Genomic DNA, 18,402 nt, shown 5'->3' with positions numbered 1-18,402 from the left:
TTCTCAACGATGCGATTGTCATGTGTCAGCTGAATACCGATTCCACCAAAGTAGCATCGAAGGCCCGCGAAGATTGGGGATCTCATCATCTCGATTCGTGATAACGTCTCCTACTAACCGGCATCACAGACACCCTTTTAGATCTTTTCACTCGAGACCACAATGCAACTTGAAACAAACGAAGAGGTCAAGGCTCGCTTCTCCGACGCCTTCAAAGCAAGTCCCGTCGGAATCGTCGTCGAGAACTTAGATGGGCAGCCGCTCTTTGTGAATCCAGCATTCTGTTCGATGTTGGGATTTACCGAGGAAGAGTTGCGCAATAAGCATTGTGTGGATTTTTCTCCGCAGGAAGATGCTCAAAAGGACTGGGTCCTGTTTCAGCAGCTGCGCGAAGGATCAATCGACCATTATCAAATCGATAAACGCTATTTCCGAAGCGACGGTACAACCGTCTGGGGACGCCTCACTGTTTCGTTGCTTCGTGGCAAACCCTCTCCGCTTGTGCTTGCGATGGTGGACGACATCACTGAACGTAAGCTTGCCGAAGAAGCCCTCAGTGAGAGCGAAACACGGTTCCGCAGCATCTTTCGAGATGCTGGAATCGGCATGGTGATCGTTTCTCTTGATGGGCGTTATCTCTCTGCCAATCGCGCCTTCTGCGACTATCTGGGATATTCAGAGCAAGAAATTCTTGGCAAGACGATTGAATCGATCACTCTCCCGGCGGATTGGCCGGCGTTTTCAGAAAAGATGCGCGAAGCACTCTCGGGTCAAGGATTTCAGTGGTTACATAAACGCTGCCTGCACAAGAGTGGCCGAATCGTCTACACGGAGACTAGTTCATCAGTCATTCGCGATCGTGAAGGCGTCGCGCGGTATTTCGTAGCCCAGATTCTGGACATTACGGGTCGCAAGGAAGCCGAAGAAGCGCTTTCAGCCATGACGCGAAAGCTGATAGAAGCTCAAGAGCAAGAACGCGCCCGCATTGCGCGCGAGCTCCATGATGACATCAGTCAACGTTTGGCTGTGCTGGCGATTGATCTCGATGGCCGGGAAGGTGTTCCTCAAGAGGTTCAATCCCATCTGGAAAAATTTCGGCTCCAGGTGGTTGAAATTGCCAATGACGTGCACGGCTTGAGTCACGAGTTGCATTCTTCGAAGCTGGAGCTTCTTGGAGTGGTCACAGCTATGAGGAGCTGGTGTCAAGAAGTGGGTCGTCGGCAAAAAATCGACGTCGATTTCGCGAGCGATGTTTCGACCTCAATCCCTCCGGAACTCGGCCTTTCGCTTCTGCGGGTGCTCCAAGAGGCACTCCATAACGCCACCCGACACAGCGGGACGCAGCGAGTTGAAGTACGGCTGGAAGAACGCTCGAATGAACTCCATCTCCTGGTTCGCGACTCGGGTAAAGGGTTTGATGTCGAATCGGCACTGCGAAGTCAAGGCCTCGGCCTTACGAGCATGCGTGAACGCGTTCGTTTGCTAAATGGCAGGTTGACCGTTCAATCGCAGGCCCGTTGCGGCACTGAAGTTCATGCCCGCGTCCCCTTCAACCCCGATCAAAATCGGTCTTTGAAAGATTGAGTGTTTCAGCGAAGGCGAGGACCCACAGGTTTCTACCTTCTCGGCTATGACACCGGGCACGGTTTGGCGTCCCAAATGTCCGCCGCGTATTCCGCAATTGTTCGATCGCTGGAGAATCTGCCCGCGTGGGCGACGTTCAAAACGGCCTTGCTAGCCCATGCGTCAGTAATCTTGTACAGCGCAGTGAGTTGCTGGTCCGCCGCGAGATAACTTCCTAAATCAGCAAGGTGCATGTAGTAATCGCCCTTATCCAGAAGTAGTTGGCGGAACGGCTCGAAGACATTCGGCTCGTGGCGGCTGAAGTGGTTGGAGAAGATCAGTTCCAATGCTGCACGCGTCTCCGGCTCGTTCTCATAATGCCAGCGCGGGGAATACCATGTGCGATTCTGCGATACCTGATCGGCGGTTAGGCCAAACAGGAAAAAGTTTTCTTCGCCGGCGGCCTCGGCCATCTCGATGGTTGCACCGTCGCGCGTTCCGATCGTCAGTGCTCCGTTCATCATGAACTTCATGTTGCTGGTGCCGCTGGCTTCGTAACCGGCAGTAGAAATCTGGTTCGATACCTCGGTAGCCGGAATCAGGTGCTCGGCCATGGAAACGGAATAGTCGGGCAGGAACACGACACGGAGTCTCCCCCGAACGACCGGATCGCCCTCGATTGTGCCTGCAAGATTGTTGATGAACTTGATGACCAACTTCGCAAAGTGATAAGCAGGTGCAGCTTTGCCCGCAAACAGAAATGTTCGGGGCGCCATTGCGAGTTCGGGGTTCTGTCGCAGCCGGTTATAAAGGACCACGATTCGTAATGCGTTCAACAGTTGCCGTTTGTATTCGTGAATCCGTTTCACCTGGCTATCGAAAATCGTGTCAGGATCGAGCTTCACCCCACTGGTTCGAAGGAGCCAATTTGCAAATTCGGATTTTGCCTGGTACTTCGATTTGCGAATCGCTGCCAAGAAGGCGCAGTCCTCGGCGAGCGGCTTGAGTTTGATAAGTTGATCGAGATCCCTGATCCACCCATCACCGATCGCCTCCGTAATGTTTCGCGCAAGCGCCGGATTTGCTAATAGGAGCCAACGGCGCGGCGTGACTCCATTGGTCTTATTGTTAAATCGATCAGGAAACATCTCTCCAAAGTCCTTCAGGGTCGTCGTCCTGAGGAGTTGCGAATGGAGGGCTGCAACGCCATTCGTACTGTGCGATCCAACAATCGCGAGGTTGGCCATGCGGAGCTTCTTTGGGGAGCCTTCCTCGAGCAGACTCATCCGGGTGCATCGTTCGTTCTCGCCCGGGAATTTGGTCCGGACAGCGTCGAGATGACGTTGATTGATCTCAAGCATGATCTGGAGATGTCGCGGCAGCATGAGTTCGAACCAGGCAACCGGCCACTTCTCCATCGCCTCGGGCAAGAGCGTATGGTTCGTGTAAGCGAGGGTACGTCGGGTGAGGTCCCAAGCCGTTTCCCAGCCGAGATTCGCTTCGTCCAGTAGGACTCTCATCAGTTCAGGGACCGTCAGTGCTGGATGCGTATCATTCAGCTGCACCGCAACTTTTTCGGGAAGCAAATTCCAATCACTGTTGTGCTTGCGGAAACGCCGGATCAAGTCCGCCACCGAACACGCTGCCAGGAAATATTCCTGCACCAAGCGAAGAGCCTGCCCGAAAGAGGTGGAATCGTCGGGATAGAGAACGCGTGTCAGCGTCTCAGCGGTCAAAGTCTCAGCCAACGCGCCGACGAAATCGCCACCGCTGAATTCTCTAAAATCGAAGTAGTCGGCCGCAGATGCGGCCCAGAGCCGAAGGGTATTCACGGTCTTGCCGCCGTAGCCGACAACCGGGCGGTCATACGGGATCCCGATCATGGTTGAAGGGCGACCGGGGATCGCCCGCAAGACACCGTTGTGCAACTCAAACGAGCAGTTCAGCTTGATCTCGACGGCCTCGTTCGGCCGAGCGACCTCCCATGGATCCGGATGGCGCAACCAATTGTCGGCGGTCTCCTCCTGCCAACCATCGTTTATAGATTGCTTGAAAATTCCGTATTCATAGCGCAGTCCATATCCCATGGCGGCCAATTGCAGAGTCGCCATTGAATCAAGGAAGCACGCCGCCAGTCGACCTAATCCGCCGTTGCCGAGACCGGCATCGGGTTCTTGCTCGATCAATTCGATCCAATCCAGCTTCTTTTGTTTGAGGGAATCCTGGATGAGAGGATCCAGCAAAAGATTAGTGACATTGTTGGCCAGCGAACGACCGATCAGAAACTCCATGGAGACGTAGTAAATGCGTTTCGCGTTCTGTCGCCCGTAAATCTGTTCTGTCAGCACCCATCGTTGTGAAAGGACATCACGAACGGACCGTGCGAACGCCTCGAATTGATCACGCGCCGTACTCTCGCGTTTATCGAGGACTTTGTCGAAAACAAAATGACGCTCGTAAAATGCGTTGTCGGTCCCGGAGAACGGGATAGGGCCACATCCATATTGTTTGAGCAAGGTATGAGCGTCGTTGGAGGGTTGTGCGGTGACTGGCGTATTGCTCATGTTCTCGCTCCAGATATCTGTCTTGTCCATGTTGCTGATATCGGAAGGCCACGTAAACTGAGTGAACTACCAGTACTGTCACGACGAATGAGGTTACGCATTCGCTGCGAAGCGACAGCGTAAACCACGAACAGACCTATTCGCCGCGCCGGTCTGTCGGAGGTCGGATGGTCAACGTTGTGCGAGGAAACACGAACGCCCCACGTGAATCATCAATGATATTCACCTGGCAGACGTAAGTACCTGGCTTCAGGTCTGCAAGCGGTACCGAGAATTCGAAAACATGAGCGTGGGCTTGAAGTCGTACTTGTCTTCGGGAAAATCTTCGGCCATGGCGACGAGCTTGTTACCGACTTCATTCCACGAATCGACCACAACCTTCAACTCCGGATCGGCAGGTTTGACGGCTGCTTCTTTTTTCACGGCGTCCTGCGCATGAGCGGAAAAGGCAAATACAGACGCGAGCAGGGCCATTGCGAGAAACGGAGATCTCTTCATTGTTTTCTCCACGATTGAGTTTCGCGAAACGGTGAGCGGTGGACATTTTATCCGATTCGACCGAAGAAAATGCCCCATTCCTCGCGAACGAGCTATGCGCAAAAGACGGCCCGTTGTGGATAGGCCGGAACGCAAAACGGACCCGCCATCCCGTGCGCTTTGGGTCCGTTTTTCGAGTCGATCGTGGGTGATTTACCCCATCGAACCCGAAGGAACCCAAAGCGATCCAGGCTCATAACGTGATGTATTCGGGAGAATTACTAGGAAGGATTTGGAGGCGCGGGTCGGAATCGAACCGACGCATAAAGGTTTTGCAGACCTCTCCCTTACCACTTGGGTACCGCGCCTGATTGAAGCTGAAGGTATTTTACCCTAACGACGATTCCCGGGTAAAAACACGAAACCCTCGCCGCTGCGAGGGAAAGCAACCGGAATACTGGAGCGGGAGACGGGATTTGAACCCGCGACTTCGACCTTGGCAAGGTCGCACTCTACCACTGAGTTACTCCCGCTCGTTCTCATTGATTTTACAACATACCCTCCAAAACCGACAACTCGCGCACTTCTCCCATTGCGACATTCGAATCGCACTCCCTGCGTGACTACAGCCAATCCCGCCCCTTATAGTGGCCTGTTCCACAGAACCTGAATCCGCTGTGAGCATCCGCGTGCGCAAACGACGACTTTTGTCCGTCCTAATGGCGGCAATTTGGACCGCACTTCTTGCCCAGGCGCAAGTGTCGGAGCCACCTCCCTACACCGCGGTGGCCACTCGCGTCGACGATGCCCCAAAGCTCGATGGCACGCTCGCCGACCCTCTCTGGAATCTCGCTACCCCCATTTCCGACTTCCGCCAGCGCGAACCCAATGAAGGCCTACCGGCGACCGAGACGACTGAGGTCCGCATTCTCTACACCCGCAGCGAGATCTTCTTCGGCATCCTCTGCCGCGACCGCAAGCCAAACGGAATCGTCGCCACCCAGCTGCGCCGCGACGTAACCCAGGAGCTCGATGATTATTTCGAAATCGTCGTCGACTCTCGCTTCGATCGCCGCAACGGTTACGTTTTCCAGGTCAATCCGCTCGGCACACAGCGCGATGCACTGATCACCGATGAGCAGCACAGCGATTCCGATGACGGTGATCCCGGATGGGACGGCGTCTGGGTCTCTGAAGCCCGCATTACGGAGGAAGGTTGGACGGCTACCGTGGGCATCCCCTTCTCGACCATGAACTTCATGGCATCGAGCGACGTCGTTTGGGGAATCAACTTCAAGCGCTTCGTGCGACGCAAGAACGAAGAGGACCTTTGGGCGGCTTGGCGTCGCACTTTTGGTACCGCGAAAATCAGCCAGGCAGGCACGCTGCGCGGCATCACCGACATCGGCAGCGGCCGCCTATTCATCGTCAAGCCCTACGGTCTCGTCGGCTTCAATCATTTACCTTCGGACGCCAATTCCGCAGGACTCACGCCGGGCTCTTCTGGCATCTACACCGGCGGCGTGGACGTGAAGATCGGCATCCGCTCCAATATTGTCGCGAATCTCACCGGCAACACCGACTTTGCTGACAGCGACGTAGACGTTCAACGCTTCAACCTCACGCCCTATCAGCTCTTTTATCCAGAAAAACGCCAATTCTTCCTCGAGAACTCTGGCGTCTTCAATTTCGGTGTCGGTGGTGAAAACGATCAGCTGTTCTTCAGCCGACAGATCGGCATCGATCCGATCTCAGGCCAGCAGGTCCCTATCAACGGCGGCGCTAAGGTCACCGGAACAGCAGCGGGCTTCGAGTTCGGCGTCATGGATGTGAACACCCGCCACTCTGGCCCGAACCCTTATGCCAATTTCGCTGTCGGTCGCGTCAAGTATTCGCTCGGCGGCGGCTCCTACATCGGGGCCATGGGCATCGACAAACGCTCTGGTAATCCGGACGATCCGTTCAACGAAACCGCAGGCGTAGATGCCCGCTTTATCTTGTTTAAGAATCTTGCACTCAACGGATTCGCCACCGAGACTCGCTCGCCCGGGGTATCCAGCGGCCAAACCGACATCGGTGGAGGGGCCAGCTACCGCTCTAATTGGTTTGATTTCTTCTACGATCACCGCACCATCGGCGCGCAGTTCAACCCTGAAGTTGGTTTCCTCGAACGTCCCGACTGTCAGTGCGACTATCTCGATTCAGCATTCAAGTACCGTCCCAAGATCCTTGGAATCCGCGAAGTGCAGCTCGAAGGCTTCTTCTTCCACGGCCCCACCTTGCAGGGAGAAGTCGAGAGCCAGCAGTGGCAAACTACCTTCCGCGCGGAATTTCACAACGGCTCGTACACCGACGATGACATCATCGAGGCCGACGCCCAGCGACTCACCGAACCGTTCAACATCTACAAGAACGTCTACATCCCGGTGGGTGTCTACAACTGGGCACGCCATCAGCTCACTTACGGTTCGCCTCAGGACAAGCGCTGGACCATCGGTTTCTATGAACGTTGGGGTGGATATTACAACGGCAGGTTGAACGAGTTCCGCATCCGCTCCAGCTACCGGCGAAGTGAGCGCCTCTCGTTCACTTTCAGCGAGCAGTGGAACCGCTTCTTGCTCCCTATCGAAAACGGAAACTTCTCGGTCCTCTTTGGCGCACTCGAGACCGACTACGCCTTCTCTCGCTTCCTCTCGCTCTCAACCGTATTGCAGATGGATACATCCAACGCACAAGCAGCCACCGCGAACGTCCGATTACGTTGGAATTACCGGCCGGATAGTGACCTCTATGTCATCTACAACGCCGGACAGCAGTTTGCCAGCCTTGCCGACAACGCAGCTCGCTACTATCAACATCGTTTCGTGGTGAAATACACGTACTCCTGGCGGCCTTAGTCGCACGCCACTTCCACAGTCTCCGGCTGCTCCAGTCGCTTCGGTTGATACACGCAGCAGGGCTCTTCCGCGTACGGACTTCCATATACTGCGTGAGCCCTCGCCCGCGACCCACCGCAGATTTCCCGGAACTCGCACCGCCCGCACTTCCCTTTCAAACTTGCGGTGTCACGCAGCGATTTGAACAGCGGCGACTCGCGATAGATCTTTGCCAGCGACTCCCTCCGAATGTTCCCTCCCGAGATGGGCAGGAATCCACTTGGAAATACATCGCCCTTGTGCGAGATGAACACGAAACCTTTTCCATCGTTGATACCCATCGCGCGGCCGATCCCGTCTTCCGTCATCGCCGAAGCCAATTGCGGCATCCGCTCGCCGCTTACCGACTCTTGCTTTCTCCCCTCGGTCCTGCGCTGCAGCAGGTAGCGGCGATAGTGCTGCGCTTCCGTGCTCTTGATGTCGAACAGCGACCGTTGCGCCGTCTGGTACAGAGTCTCAAAGACCTGCTCGAACTCCTCAGCGGAAAGCAGCCCGATGTCCTGCCCTCGCCCCGTTGGCACCAGGAAGAACACGCTCCACAACGTGATATCCAGCTTTTCCAGCAGTGCAATCACATCGTGGATCTGGTGGAAGTTGTGCCGTGTGATCGTCGTGTTGATCTGCACCGGAAGCCCAATTTCGCGGGCCCAGCGCACCGCGTCCATCGTCCATTGGAACGATCCAGCAACTTTCCGGAATGCGTCGTGGATTTCTGCCGTGGGGCCGTCCAGGCTCACCGCCAACCGCGCCAGTCCTGCTTCCTTCAGCCGCAGGATCGCCTCCCGTGTCAGCAACGGCGTGGCGCTTGGTGTCAACGAAATCCGCACCTTCCGTGAAGCCGCGTAGCCCACAATCTCAAAAATGTCCGGCCGTTTCAGCGGATCGCCACCTGTGAGCACGAACACCGGCACCGCCATCTCGGCGATCTCATCCACCAGCTTTTTCGCGTCAGCGGTGGTGAGTTCATCGCTACTCCGCTGCGGCTGGGCGCATGCGCGACAATGCACGCATGCCAGGTCACACGCCTGTGTCGTCTCCCAGATCGCGATAAACGGCTTTTCGTTGAAATCCACGTTCGGTCTCATCCGGCCATCCTCCGTTGCACACCCAAGTTCGCAGACGGAGGACCTGCCGACTGTGATAAGTGTCACAGCGCGCGGAAGTTTCGCATACCACCCCAGCGGCATTGCCCGGGAGCCGTCACATGCGATTGTGAGGTGAATCACCGCTTCTGCGGTCGTAACCGCCGAAAATCACACAGGCTGGTAACTGGCCACGAGACCGGCCCGCCAAGGTCCTGCCATGTCAGACGATTCCCGCGATGTCCTCGAAGTCCTGCGCTACGAACTCAATTTCCTTGAACAGGGCGGCTATCGCGCTCAAAAGAACCCGCTAGTCCCCATATCTCCGTTCCAGGATTCGCTTTCCTGCATCAACTACGGGCTTCCGCGTCGCCCCAACCCGTGCCGGAATTGCCTTCTCTGGGACTTTGTGCCTGACCAATATCGTCGCGAAGACGCGCCCTGTCACTTCATCCCGCTTACTCCTTCCGGTTTGACGATCGAGACCCGCCAGAGTGAAGCCGAGTTGGAAGCGAACCTCAAGGCATGGCTGCGGGATACCATCGCCAAGCTCGAGCAGGAACGGGCTAACGGGAAAGTCTAGGTATTCCCGTTCTAGGTTCTGCTGTTGATTTACGTATGGTCGCTCTTGCGGACTTACGAGAGTGGAGACATACTTCGCGTGATGAAACGAACTTTCAATGCGCTCACGGAGCAGGAGGCCTTACACGCCGCCGTCTTCGTCGAAGAGCGAAACGCTGAAATCTACCATCGCTTCGCAGAGATGTTTGTCGAGTTCCGCGACGACGATTCCCTCGCCATCGCCAGCGTCTTTTGGGATATGGCCGCCGAAGAGCGCCACCACAGCACGCTGCTGCAAAACCGCTACAGCGAACTGTTCGGACAGCGGCCGTGCGCCCTCACCGACGACGACATCTACGAGTTTGTAGAGATTCCGCGCCTTGAAGACGCTGATGTCTTCAGCGGGGTCACCGCCCAGGACCACCGCACTCCGAAAGAACGCGCATTGCATGTAGGTCTCACCGCGGAAGTGGGGGCGAAGAAGTTCTACACCGGCCTCATCGAGGCCTGTAAGGACCCGAGGTTGAAGCGACTCTATACCGAACTCGCCGATTTTGAAGGCGAGCATGTAGCGTTCCTGGAACGCAAAATCGCGGAAGCCTCGAGACAAGGCGCCGGATCCAGCTAGCGATCCGCACCGTTAAGAAGGGCGTGCTGCTCGAGCGGCACGCCTTTTCGATTCTCGCCGGCCGCCAGTAAAGCTGCTACTCCCTGCCGCCTAGGACCGGCTCGGCGCGAAGCTTTTCACAAAGTTCACGATGTTGCCAACCCAGTTGTGCCGCATCGACCAGGGGCTCTCGACTCGCAATATGTGCAGTTCGCCTTGTTGATCGAGCACACGGTAATCGCTGCTCCCATCTTCTTTGCGGAAGAACTTGATCGACACCACCGCCTCTCCAACGTGGAGGTCGGTCAGCGTGATCTCCGGCAACCACTCCGGCAGCACCGGATTCACGATCAGGACCTTCAATGGCGCGTAGGGGTAAATTCCCAGTAACGCCTGCACAATGGAAAACAGCGTAGACGACGACCACGCCTGCGGCCAGCAAGTCTTCGGATATAGCGCCGGAAACGGATGCTTCGCATCTCGCTGATGGCCAGAGAACACTTCCGGCAACCGGTGATATTCAAACATCGCGGTTGATTCAAACGCCGCTTTGGCCAGAGTGTGCAACTGCTCGTAAAGTCCGAACCGTAGCAGCCCCATGCAGAAGCTGCCGTTCTCCACCGGCCATACCGAGCCGCGGTGATAGCTGAATGGATTGAACGCCGGATGCTCCGATGACAGTGTTCGCATTCCCCAACCCGTAAACAAATCCGGCTTCATGAACCGTTCGACAGTCGACCTCACCAACGCGTCATCCACAATTCCAGCTGCAAACAGATGCCCCGCATCCGAACCGATCGACTTGATCTGCTCGCCCTTCGGATCGAGACCCATGCAGTAGTAGTTCTCATCGTGCATCCAGTACTTCTCATTGAATCGCTTTTTGAACTCTGCCGCCTGGTCCCACAGCTTCTTTGCGAGGTCCTTCTCATCCAACCACCACAAAACCTCGGACATGTGCAGTCGCGCAACGTACGCAAAGCCCTGCTCTTCGACTGTCGCCACTGGCGCGTCCACCAAGGATCCATCCGGATACACCATGGAATCCTTCGAGTCCTTCCACCCTTGGTTGCGAGTGCCATCCACCGACCGCGTTTTATATGCGAAGAATCCATTCCCCTGGTCGTGTTCGTACATGTCCGACCACTCCAGCGCATCGAGCGCCGGGCCGATGAGCGGCTTCACCAGCGCCTTGTCTCCCGTCCAATGCCACAACTCCGCCACCGTTACCGGATAGAACTTGCTCGTCGTTTCCGCGCCGTAGTATCTCTGTCGCGGGTTGTACTGCAACATCGCCAGCGGATTCGTGTGCGCCTCGTGCAACATGCGTCCGGGCTGCTCATCACGCCAGTCATCGATCTTCGTTCCCTGCCAGCGCGGCAATTCCTGGAGGGTGCCGCTGAGAATGTCCGTGCTGAGAATCCCCGACTCCCACGACACCGTCAGCGTGTCGCGCCCAAATAGCGCAACATAGATCGGCAATCCCGCTGCAACAGTCCAAGCGTCTTTCGCATGATCAAGGTCGTACAGCCGCAACGACGCCAGGTCCCGCTTCGCCTGTTCCAGCGAGGCGACCACGTCATAGGCAAGATCGTGAGAATTCCCGGTACTGAACTTCGTTGAACGCTGATAGAAGCTCTCGCGCAGGTGGTCGAATTCCGTATTCGTCGTTCCAAACGAGTTGCACGGGTACTGCGCCGGAAGCTCCTTTCCTTCGAAGACCGGAAGCAGTTCCACACAGGCGTGCCATTGTTGCATCGGCGCAAGCTTGATTGGGAACGTGATCTCGCCGCCACAATGCGTTGGCTCACTGTCGCACTTCAGGAAATGGATGCGCACGCCACCATGGATCGAAACCCTCCCTCTATCGCCCTGATTGTCGTATTCATGTTCCGCGTAATGATCGAACGCGTATTCCCACGTACCTTGCGGCCGTCGTCGCCATTCGCGCTCGATGTTCCCGCGCTTCTCATGCGATCGATGCGTCTCCTCCTGGTCAAGGAAGTCACCGTCGAACTGCAGCCGCAGGGTGAACTCCACTTCCGTTCCGGTGAAGTTCGTAATGTCGAGGTCCTCATGCACACCATCTCCGACAAAACGCGAGATTCGCAATTCGAGCGACCGTTGCGAAATTGCCTCCACTTGTCCGCTGCCGCGGTCTAACTCGCTTTCCTTGTACCCAGGAGGAGCTTGGATGTAATAACCCATCCACGAGTGCTGCTCCACGTTCGACACCGCCACCGGCCACCAGTCGTCATTGTTAAGGCAGTAGCGATACTTGCTGAGCAGCCGCGTCTGGTTATTGAACAGTCCCTGGTCCGGCCGGTCCGCGATGAAACCATCCAGCCCGGTCGCCATCACCGTGCGGTTCTGGCTGCAATAGTCGGTATCGGCGCGCGGATGCAGCCGGATGTAGTGCGTTCGCCGCGCGTTGTAACTCAAGCCACACGCTCCTGCTGCTCTGTGCCAACCAGCGCTTTCAACCGAAGCGCATTCTTCGCTGCATATCCCGCCTGATCGTTATCGAAGTACAAATAGACAGCCTTCAATGTCTCGCGCCAGCGCCGAATCTGCTCCGCCCACCGCTGAAGCTGCGCTTCTGTGTAGCTGCCCTCGTACTTCCCTGCTCCCGGTCCATGCAGCCGGACGTAGGTAAAATCCGCCGTCACCTGCAAATCAGTGTGAAACCCCGCTATCTCGTGAATGCAGTAAGCGACATTAAATTTCCGCAGTACCGCATACACGTCTTCGGAGTGCCAGCTCGGTTCGCGAAACTCGAATGCATACCGGTGATATTTCGGGAGGGCCGCGAGAAATTCCTCGAGCCGCTCCGTATTCTTCTTCCACTTAGGAGGCAGCTGGAACAGCACTGGCCCAAGCTTCTTGCCCATCTCCTCAGCCCGCAGCAGGATGTTGTCCAGGGCATTCTGCGGGTTCTTCAACTTCAAGTTGTGGGTAATGAAGCGGCTTGCCTTCACCGCAAAGGTGAATCCCTTCGGGGTCGCGGCGGCCCATTCCCGAAACATCTCTTCGGAAGGCAGCCGGTAGAAACTGTTATTCAACTCAACCGTATCGAACCGTTTTGCATAAAAATCGAACATCTTCGAAGCAGGCGTCTTCTCTGGATAAAACGTGCCCACCCAGTGTTTGTAATGCCACCCGGATGTCCCGATATGTATCGCGCACCGCGTCATGCAGAGGAAGAACGTCCACTAATGAGGATGTCCTCCACGATAGTGTGAGTTGCCATCTCGCGCGATGGCAACCTCGCCCGTTACAAATCTCTCCAATCCATAGAGGCCAAGGAGCATTCATATGGAGCAGCGGTCATTCTGGGCGGGAGTGGTGTTCGGTGCGGGCACAGTTGCGGGGATGTGGACAGCCCTGCACTTCGGACGTCGAGGGGGCTACAGCCCGATCGTCCGACTGGAAAAGAGCGTCCAGATCGGCCGCCCTGTTGACGATGTCTTCGACGCCTGGTCCGACTTCCGCATGGTTCCCAACCACGTCTCCATGGTTCGCAACGTCCGCGTCGCTGGCAGCCGCTCTCACTGGCGCGTTGACATCAACGACGCTCCCTTCGAGTGGGACGCGATCATCACCCAATTCATTCCCAACGAAGCCATCGGCTGGAAATCGCTCGCCGGTCCCAAGCACAGTGGACGCATTACCTTCTCCCGCATCGGCAACGACACTCTGGTTCATGTACACATGAACTACGTCCCCGCCGGACGCATCCTCCGTCCCGTGTTCGCTTCTTTCGCAGGAGAAATGGAAGGCTTCATCGAGCAGGCCCTGCGCGAATTCAAGGCCTCCATGGAATCCGGGGGCGCTAGCATTCGCCGCGACGAGAATCCCGCATCGGCGACCGGAACCTACGGCCCCGGCCCGGAACTCATCAGCAGCCACGAAAACAAGCGCTTCGACTCACCAGTCGAGCACACCCGTCCACCCGAAGCCAAATATTAGTTACATCCCCGTCGGGAACGACTTGAACTCCACTTCGCTCGCCAGCGGTGTAGCATGTCCATTCACGTCCTCGTGCACCGTCGTCAACGTGCCCCGGATGATCATGTAACCCTCTTCGTCCTTTGTTTTCGAGGTTCCGCGCTCGGCTCGTCCTTTGAATTCAAACCAAGTCCCGTGGACTTTCTTCGTCGTGAACTCGAGGTGGCCGTTCTTCAACGACGACTTCGCAAACATCATGTCGAGCATCTGGCCCCGGTCGCTATCCCCGTCCCCCACCCGCGACACGTACCCCGACATGCTGCCATCGGGTTGCACATTGATCTGCACTGTGTCGCCACTTTTCACAAACGAATACAGTCCTGAAACGTCTTGTGGTCTGAGGGATTGCGCGAGGCTTAGTACCGAAGTAAGCAGGAACACTGAAATAAGGGACGGAATTCGCATGAGAGTTCTCGTCCAAGTGTACCCGACCCACTTCGGCCCTGTTTTTGCCGATATAATCGTTCCACTCGCATCGCGCACCAGGTATTCATGGCATCCGGCACGCAGTTGAATTTAAGTCGCACGCCAGAGCCGAGTTCTACGGAACCCACGCTCGCGCTTCTGCCTGCCATCGAATCCGGGCGCACCGTCTTCTTCCGCAACCTCGGCGACTTCCTCTGTTTCCGCGATTGGCCTCGCCCTTTCGATCGCAGTCGGTACGAAGGCTGGCTCACCAACTACGTCCTGACCGCGCCCGCATGGACGCGCATCCGCGAATCGTATTGGGGACACGTCCTCGTCGTCGTCGCCACCTTCGCGATCTGCACCTCTGCCTGGTTCCTTGAACCGCCCGTCAGGCCAATCAGCCCGTTTGAGCACGCGCACATCCAGTACTACCCGACTTCCGATTACCTGCCCGCAATCAACAGCAAGGCGCCGCGTCCGCACACGTCGAAGAAAGCCGATCCGGTTTACGCGAAGCAGGAAATCATCTCGGTACGACCGAACGCCGACAATCACACCCAGACCGTCATCACACCACCAAACGTGAAGCTCCAGCACGATGTCCCGCTTCCCAACATGGCGGTTTGGACGAGCGACCCGGTCGCGCCTACTGCGGCTTCGCCTGCCGTGCAACCGAAGATGACCTTCCCACTCGCGGCCCAGGTCGTTGAGCCAACTCCGGACATCAGCAAACTCCGCGACAAGCGCACAATCAACCTGCAAAGCTCAGCGGTCGAGCCGGTCGCGAACGATCGTACGCTGCGTCCCAACGGTCAACTCAACGTCTCGGCACTGCAACCTTCAGTCGTCGCGCCTGCGCCGTCGCTCCCTGTTCCCGCGCAACGCGCCAGCGGACTCACCGTCGGCGAAGTCGTGCCACCCGCGCCCACTGTTTCCGCAAAGAAGAGTGGTGTGACCGGAATCGGCAGCCTGCAACCGCAAGCTATACCCCCGGCACCAAATGCTCCGGGCATCGCCCAGCACGGGGTGCCGAACGGAACCCCGCAGCCCCAAGTGGTTCCACCCCAACCCAGTGTCGGCGGCATCGCCGGATCGAACGGCAAACCAACTGGCCAGATCATCGCCCTCAGCGTTCACCCCACCGACGTCCACGGTCCCATCAGCGTTCCCGCCGGTAATCGCAACGGTGAATTCTCCGCTGGCCCCAGCGGCCGTCCCGGTGCCACAGGACAGCCCGAATCTTCTGGAAACGAGAGCGGCCCTGGAGCAGGTAAGAACGGGAACTCTAGTGGCGCTGGAAACGGCTCCGGGAAAGAGAACGGCCCTGCGGGCATTTACGTCAGCGCGCCGCCCGAAGGCGCGAATCCCGCGCCCGTCGTAGGCAAGACGCCGTCCCCCGCTCCCGCAACAACCGAGATGGCCAAGCTGCAGTTCCCCAAGATGCAGCACGCCACTGTCGCCGATCTCGCGAAAGCGACCAAGCCCATGCCCGCGACAACCGCGCCCGAAGCGCGCAACCCGCTCGCTGACAAGGTTTTCGCCGGCAAGCGCTACTACGCCCTTACGCTCAACATGCCGAACCTAAACTCTTCGACCGGAAGCTGGGTGGTGCGCTTCGCCGAACTCAACGATCGTCGCGATGGTATCCCCGTGTTAGCGCCTGTCGCGACCAGCAAACTCGATCCGGTTTACCCGCAGGCACTTGTCCACTACCACATCGAAGGCACGGTAACGCTCTACGCTGTCATCCGCCAGGACGGCACTGTCGCTGACATCAAAGTTTTACGCAGTCTCGACAAGGATCTCGACTACAGCGCGATGCGCGCCCTCGCGGGCTGGAGATTTGTTCCTGGAATGAAGAATGGGACGGCGGTGGATTTAGAAGCGATCGTGGATATCCCATTCCACTTGAAGCCGATCAACCCGTAGCTAATTTGCGCTCGTCGCCTTCACGCTTTTCGGCGCCTCGAAGTACTCATAAACCATCGGGCTCGTGCAAACCTCGTAATACTTTCGTTCCGTCCAGCTCTTCAACTCGAGCGTTCGCGCGTCCACGCGAGGTACCACGCCTTCGCGCACGATAATCTTGTGGAACGTTCCTGACGCCAGCTGCACGATGCCTGAATACAACGTCACCAGTTCGTGTTCCCATAGCATCGGCAATTCCAAATGCCGTTGTTCCAGCGAAATCTCTTCCAGCAATTCCCGAAACGCGGTGCGCCCAAGCTGGATTCCGCCAATGTTGTACCGCAGCTGCATCTCCAGGCCTTCCCCACCTTCGTCGGTTTGGAACGCATAGACATTGAAAATTCCAGGCGCGGTCAGCAGTTTGCGCGTGATCCGGCTGCACGACGAAAGCCGGTCGCTCTCGTTCAACGCCTGCGAAATCATGATCTTCGAGTTGCCGTCCACCAGGTAGAGCGGTGAACCCTCCTGGTAGCAGATCCCGATGCCTAACTCGAGCGTCGGCAATCCTTCTGTCTCCAGCTTCGCGTTGTACCCGCGCACCACTTCCATGATCTCCCGGCCCAGCGCGCAGGCTCGCGCCACCGTTCCACCCTGGTCATGCTCACGCCCGAAGATGCACAAGATCACCGCGTCGCCTTCAATGAACACTTTCGTCGCGCCGTAGTTCGCCAACAACTTGTTCACCGGCTCGAAAAAGTTCAGTCCGAAATGCGATGCCGGATTCAATCCACGCTGCACCAGGTTCTGTGTGACCTCCGTCGAGTCGCGAAGATCGGCCTTGAGAATCACGTGGTGCGTGATCCGGTCTTCCACTGGCTTCTGTTCATCGGGAAGAAGGAATTCATAAAGCGTGTTATTGATCGCCGACAGCTCGCGCAGCTTCTCATTGGAAATAACGCTCACCGTGTCGAGCGCCGAGTTCAACGCTTCCAGCCGGCGCAAATCGCGGTGGTATCGCATGAAATCCCGCAGGAAACGCCCGGCAATTTTCAGCCGGTCCTGTCCGCGATAGCCCTCCACTTTTTTCCGCGCTAAGTTCATCTTCTCTGCCGAAATCTTCCCGTGTTCGCGCAGCAACTGTTCCACACGGTTGCGTTCAGACTTCGAGATCAGCGCATTCTTCAACTGCTGCGCGTTGATCAGCGGCGTGTATTCACTGAGTAACGGCACCACTTCATACGACGCGATAACATGCTGCATCACGTCGTGCCGCTCGAGTGTGGTCACCCAGGCGGTCAGCACGGCACGCTGCAACTCACCCCTGTTGCTGTCGTCCGGCGCACCATCGCCGATCAACCGTTCGGCATTTTCCGGATCGTTGAGCCACCCGTCTACCACTGTCTCCGTCGCGCCTTCCATCGGCAGGTTAAGTGCCACCAGGAAGTCAGTCAGGATCTCCAGCATTGCCGGGAAGCGGTCAGGATCGCGGTCGAAGTTGCCGAGCATTACATAGTGTTCGGCATTGAGAAAGTCGTCGCGCCCGTCATCTGTGAACAGCAGTCGGTTGGTGAACAGCTCGTAGCTCGCCGTCTCAACACCAAAGAACGACCTGCGCATGCGTGATAGCGTTTCCTTCTCCACGCTGAGCATCGTCATGAAGACGTCTTGCCCCGCTTGGCGGAGGATCAGCTTTTTGCGGTACTGCAGGTTGAGGAAACGGTCGCGCAGCGCGATCCCGAGTCCCGAATTCACATGACGCGGATTTTCATATTGCTTCAGGCGTGCCCGGCATCGCTCGAGCACGTGGTCGAACTGGCCGATCAATTCGGTTCGCAGATATTTGATCAGCGCCAGCCGCGCCACCATATCAACCGAGATATTTCCCAGGGATTTCGCGCGCTGCAGCCCGGCCGTCTGGATCTCCGTCAGCAATCTACGGAACTCTCCGGCTTCCTGCGCACGCACATTAGGGCTCTTCGATACCGGCGCTAGGCTAGGTGGGGGAAACGCCGGCACCAGGCTATTCGTCGTCTCGACTGCGAGATCTTCAACGTTGCCGTATTTGGTGATGAGCCGCGAGATGTGCACTCGCGCTTGGTCGCAGAACTTTGAACTGAGATAAACGTCGTGGCGGACGTTATCAACTCCCGGCGCCAGTCCCTCCAGCGTCAGCACCGGCACGTACGACGACATCGCGAGCTGCCGTACCCTCTCTTCGAGGCTGCCGCGTTTGCGGAACTGGAAAACCATGCCCGCGTCTCCACCTTCAACGTGCTTGCTGGATTGCC

The 18,402-nt window shown here is 57.1% G+C and carries 13 protein-coding genes and 2 tRNA genes; 6 read left to right on the top strand and 9 right to left on the bottom strand.

Annotated features, from left to right (window positions below; all coding sequences use genetic code 11):
- Positions 1-162: 162 nt before the first annotated feature.
- Entirely contained in the window at positions 163-1,584 is a 1,422-nt protein-coding gene (locus ACID345_RS04235) for a PAS domain-containing sensor histidine kinase (protein ID WP_011521628.1), read from the top strand.
- Positions 1,585-1,628: 44 nt separating this feature from the next.
- Here the strand turns inward: ACID345_RS04235 and ACID345_RS04230 are convergent, their stop codons facing one another.
- The 4 genes from ACID345_RS04230 to ACID345_RS04215 all read right to left on the bottom strand — a co-directional run bounded on the left by ACID345_RS04230 (position 1,629) and on the right by ACID345_RS04215 (position 5,137).
- Positions 1,629-4,157 carry a glycogen/starch/alpha-glucan phosphorylase gene (locus tag ACID345_RS04230; protein WP_011521627.1) on the bottom strand — a complete coding sequence of 843 codons (2,529 nt, stop codon included), beginning with the start codon at positions 4,155-4,157 and terminating at the stop codon, positions 1,629-1,631.
- Positions 4,158-4,376: 219 nt separating this feature from the next.
- Entirely contained in the window at positions 4,377-4,625 is a 249-nt protein-coding gene (locus tag ACID345_RS04225) for a hypothetical protein (RefSeq protein WP_011521626.1), read from the bottom strand.
- A gap of 272 nt (positions 4,626-4,897) precedes the next feature.
- Positions 4,898-4,972, bottom strand: a tRNA-Cys gene (locus ACID345_RS04220).
- 90 nt (positions 4,973-5,062) lie between these two features.
- A tRNA-Gly gene (locus tag ACID345_RS04215) sits at positions 5,063-5,137 on the bottom strand.
- Between the two features lie 156 nt (positions 5,138-5,293).
- On the opposite strand from ACID345_RS04215, the gene ACID345_RS04210 reads away from it, so the two are divergent.
- The gene (locus tag ACID345_RS04210) at positions 5,294-7,501 is read left to right on the top strand and encodes a carbohydrate binding family 9 domain-containing protein (protein ID WP_011521625.1); all 2,208 of its coding nucleotides are present in this window, start codon (positions 5,294-5,296) and stop codon (positions 7,499-7,501) included.
- Here ACID345_RS04210 and ACID345_RS04205 read toward each other — a convergent pair.
- Complete coding sequence (locus ACID345_RS04205; RefSeq protein WP_011521624.1) at positions 7,498-8,625, bottom strand: TIGR04053 family radical SAM/SPASM domain-containing protein; 1,128 nt, start codon at positions 8,623-8,625, stop codon at positions 7,498-7,500. The genes ACID345_RS04210 and ACID345_RS04205 overlap by 4 nt on opposite strands.
- A gap of 217 nt (positions 8,626-8,842) precedes the next feature.
- Here ACID345_RS04205 and ACID345_RS04200 point away from each other — a divergent pair, with 217 nt between their 5' ends.
- Entirely contained in the window at positions 8,843-9,205 is a 363-nt protein-coding gene (locus ACID345_RS04200) for a hypothetical protein (RefSeq protein ID WP_011521623.1), read from the top strand.
- An 81-nt stretch (positions 9,206-9,286) separates the two neighbouring features.
- A complete protein-coding gene (locus ACID345_RS04195) occupies positions 9,287-9,811 on the top strand; it encodes a ferritin-like domain-containing protein (protein WP_041855432.1) in 525 nt (174 codons plus the stop codon).
- A gap of 90 nt (positions 9,812-9,901) precedes the next feature.
- On the opposite strand, the gene ACID345_RS04190 is transcribed toward ACID345_RS04195, so the two are convergent.
- Positions 9,902-12,232: an amylo-alpha-1,6-glucosidase gene (locus ACID345_RS04190; RefSeq protein WP_011521621.1), complete on the bottom strand. Its 2,331-nt coding sequence runs from the start codon at positions 12,230-12,232 to the stop codon at positions 9,902-9,904.
- Entirely contained in the window at positions 12,229-12,984 is a 756-nt protein-coding gene (locus ACID345_RS04185; protein WP_011521620.1) for a DUF72 domain-containing protein, read from the bottom strand. Before ACID345_RS04185 ends, ACID345_RS04190 begins: the two co-directional genes overlap by 4 nt.
- Positions 12,985-13,105: 121 nt before the next feature.
- Here ACID345_RS04185 and ACID345_RS04180 point away from each other — a divergent pair, with 121 nt between their 5' ends.
- A complete protein-coding gene (locus tag ACID345_RS04180; RefSeq protein WP_011521619.1) occupies positions 13,106-13,759 on the top strand; it encodes an SRPBCC family protein in 654 nt (217 codons plus the stop codon).
- Here the strand turns inward: ACID345_RS04180 and ACID345_RS04175 are convergent, their stop codons facing one another.
- Positions 13,760-14,203 carry a hypothetical protein gene (locus ACID345_RS04175; RefSeq protein WP_011521618.1) on the bottom strand — a complete coding sequence of 148 codons (444 nt, stop codon included), beginning with the start codon at positions 14,201-14,203 and terminating at the stop codon, positions 13,760-13,762. It abuts the gene before it with no gap.
- 87 nt (positions 14,204-14,290) lie between these two features.
- Between ACID345_RS04175 and ACID345_RS04170 the strand changes: the two genes are divergently transcribed.
- Entirely contained in the window at positions 14,291-16,135 is a 1,845-nt protein-coding gene (locus tag ACID345_RS04170; RefSeq protein ID WP_011521617.1) for an energy transducer TonB, read from the top strand.
- Here ACID345_RS04170 and ACID345_RS04165 read toward each other — a convergent pair whose 3' ends face one another.
- Complete coding sequence (locus tag ACID345_RS04165; protein WP_011521616.1) at positions 16,136-18,364, bottom strand: hypothetical protein; 2,229 nt, start codon at positions 18,362-18,364, stop codon at positions 16,136-16,138. It lies immediately after the preceding gene.
- Positions 18,365-18,402: the final 38 nt, after the last annotated feature.

Source organism: Candidatus Koribacter versatilis Ellin345 (genome assembly GCF_000014005.1).
GTDB classification, from domain to species: Bacteria; Acidobacteriota; Terriglobia; order Terriglobales; family Acidobacteriaceae; genus Korobacter; species Korobacter versatilis_A.
Note: the sequence above shows the minus strand (reverse complement) of the source record. Positions and strands in the feature narration are given on the sequence as shown.

Coding starts and splice junctions, on each gene's coding strand:
- ACID345_RS04235 (WP_011521628.1), top strand. CDS start 163: ATGCAACTTGAAACAAACGAAGAGGTCAAGGCTCGCTTCTCCGACGCC.
- ACID345_RS04230 (WP_011521627.1), bottom strand. CDS start 4,157: ATGGACAAGACAGATATCTGGAGCGAGAACATGAGCAATACGCCAGTC.
- ACID345_RS04225 (WP_011521626.1), bottom strand. CDS start 4,625: ATGAAGAGATCTCCGTTTCTCGCAATGGCCCTGCTCGCGTCTGTATTT.
- ACID345_RS04205 (WP_011521624.1), bottom strand. CDS start 8,625: ATGAGACCGAACGTGGATTTCAACGAAAAGCCGTTTATCGCGATCTGG.
- ACID345_RS04200 (WP_011521623.1), top strand. CDS start 8,843: ATGTCAGACGATTCCCGCGATGTCCTCGAAGTCCTGCGCTACGAACTC.
- ACID345_RS04195 (WP_041855432.1), top strand. CDS start 9,287: ATGAAACGAACTTTCAATGCGCTCACGGAGCAGGAGGCCTTACACGCC.
- ACID345_RS04185 (WP_011521620.1), bottom strand. CDS start 12,984: ATGACGCGGTGCGCGATACATATCGGGACATCCGGGTGGCATTACAAA.
- ACID345_RS04180 (WP_011521619.1), top strand. CDS start 13,106: ATGGAGCAGCGGTCATTCTGGGCGGGAGTGGTGTTCGGTGCGGGCACA.
- ACID345_RS04175 (WP_011521618.1), bottom strand. CDS start 14,203: ATGCGAATTCCGTCCCTTATTTCAGTGTTCCTGCTTACTTCGGTACTA.
- ACID345_RS04170 (WP_011521617.1), top strand. CDS start 14,291: ATGGCATCCGGCACGCAGTTGAATTTAAGTCGCACGCCAGAGCCGAGT.
- ACID345_RS04165 (WP_011521616.1), bottom strand. CDS start 18,364: ATGGTTTTCCAGTTCCGCAAACGCGGCAGCCTCGAAGAGAGGGTACGG.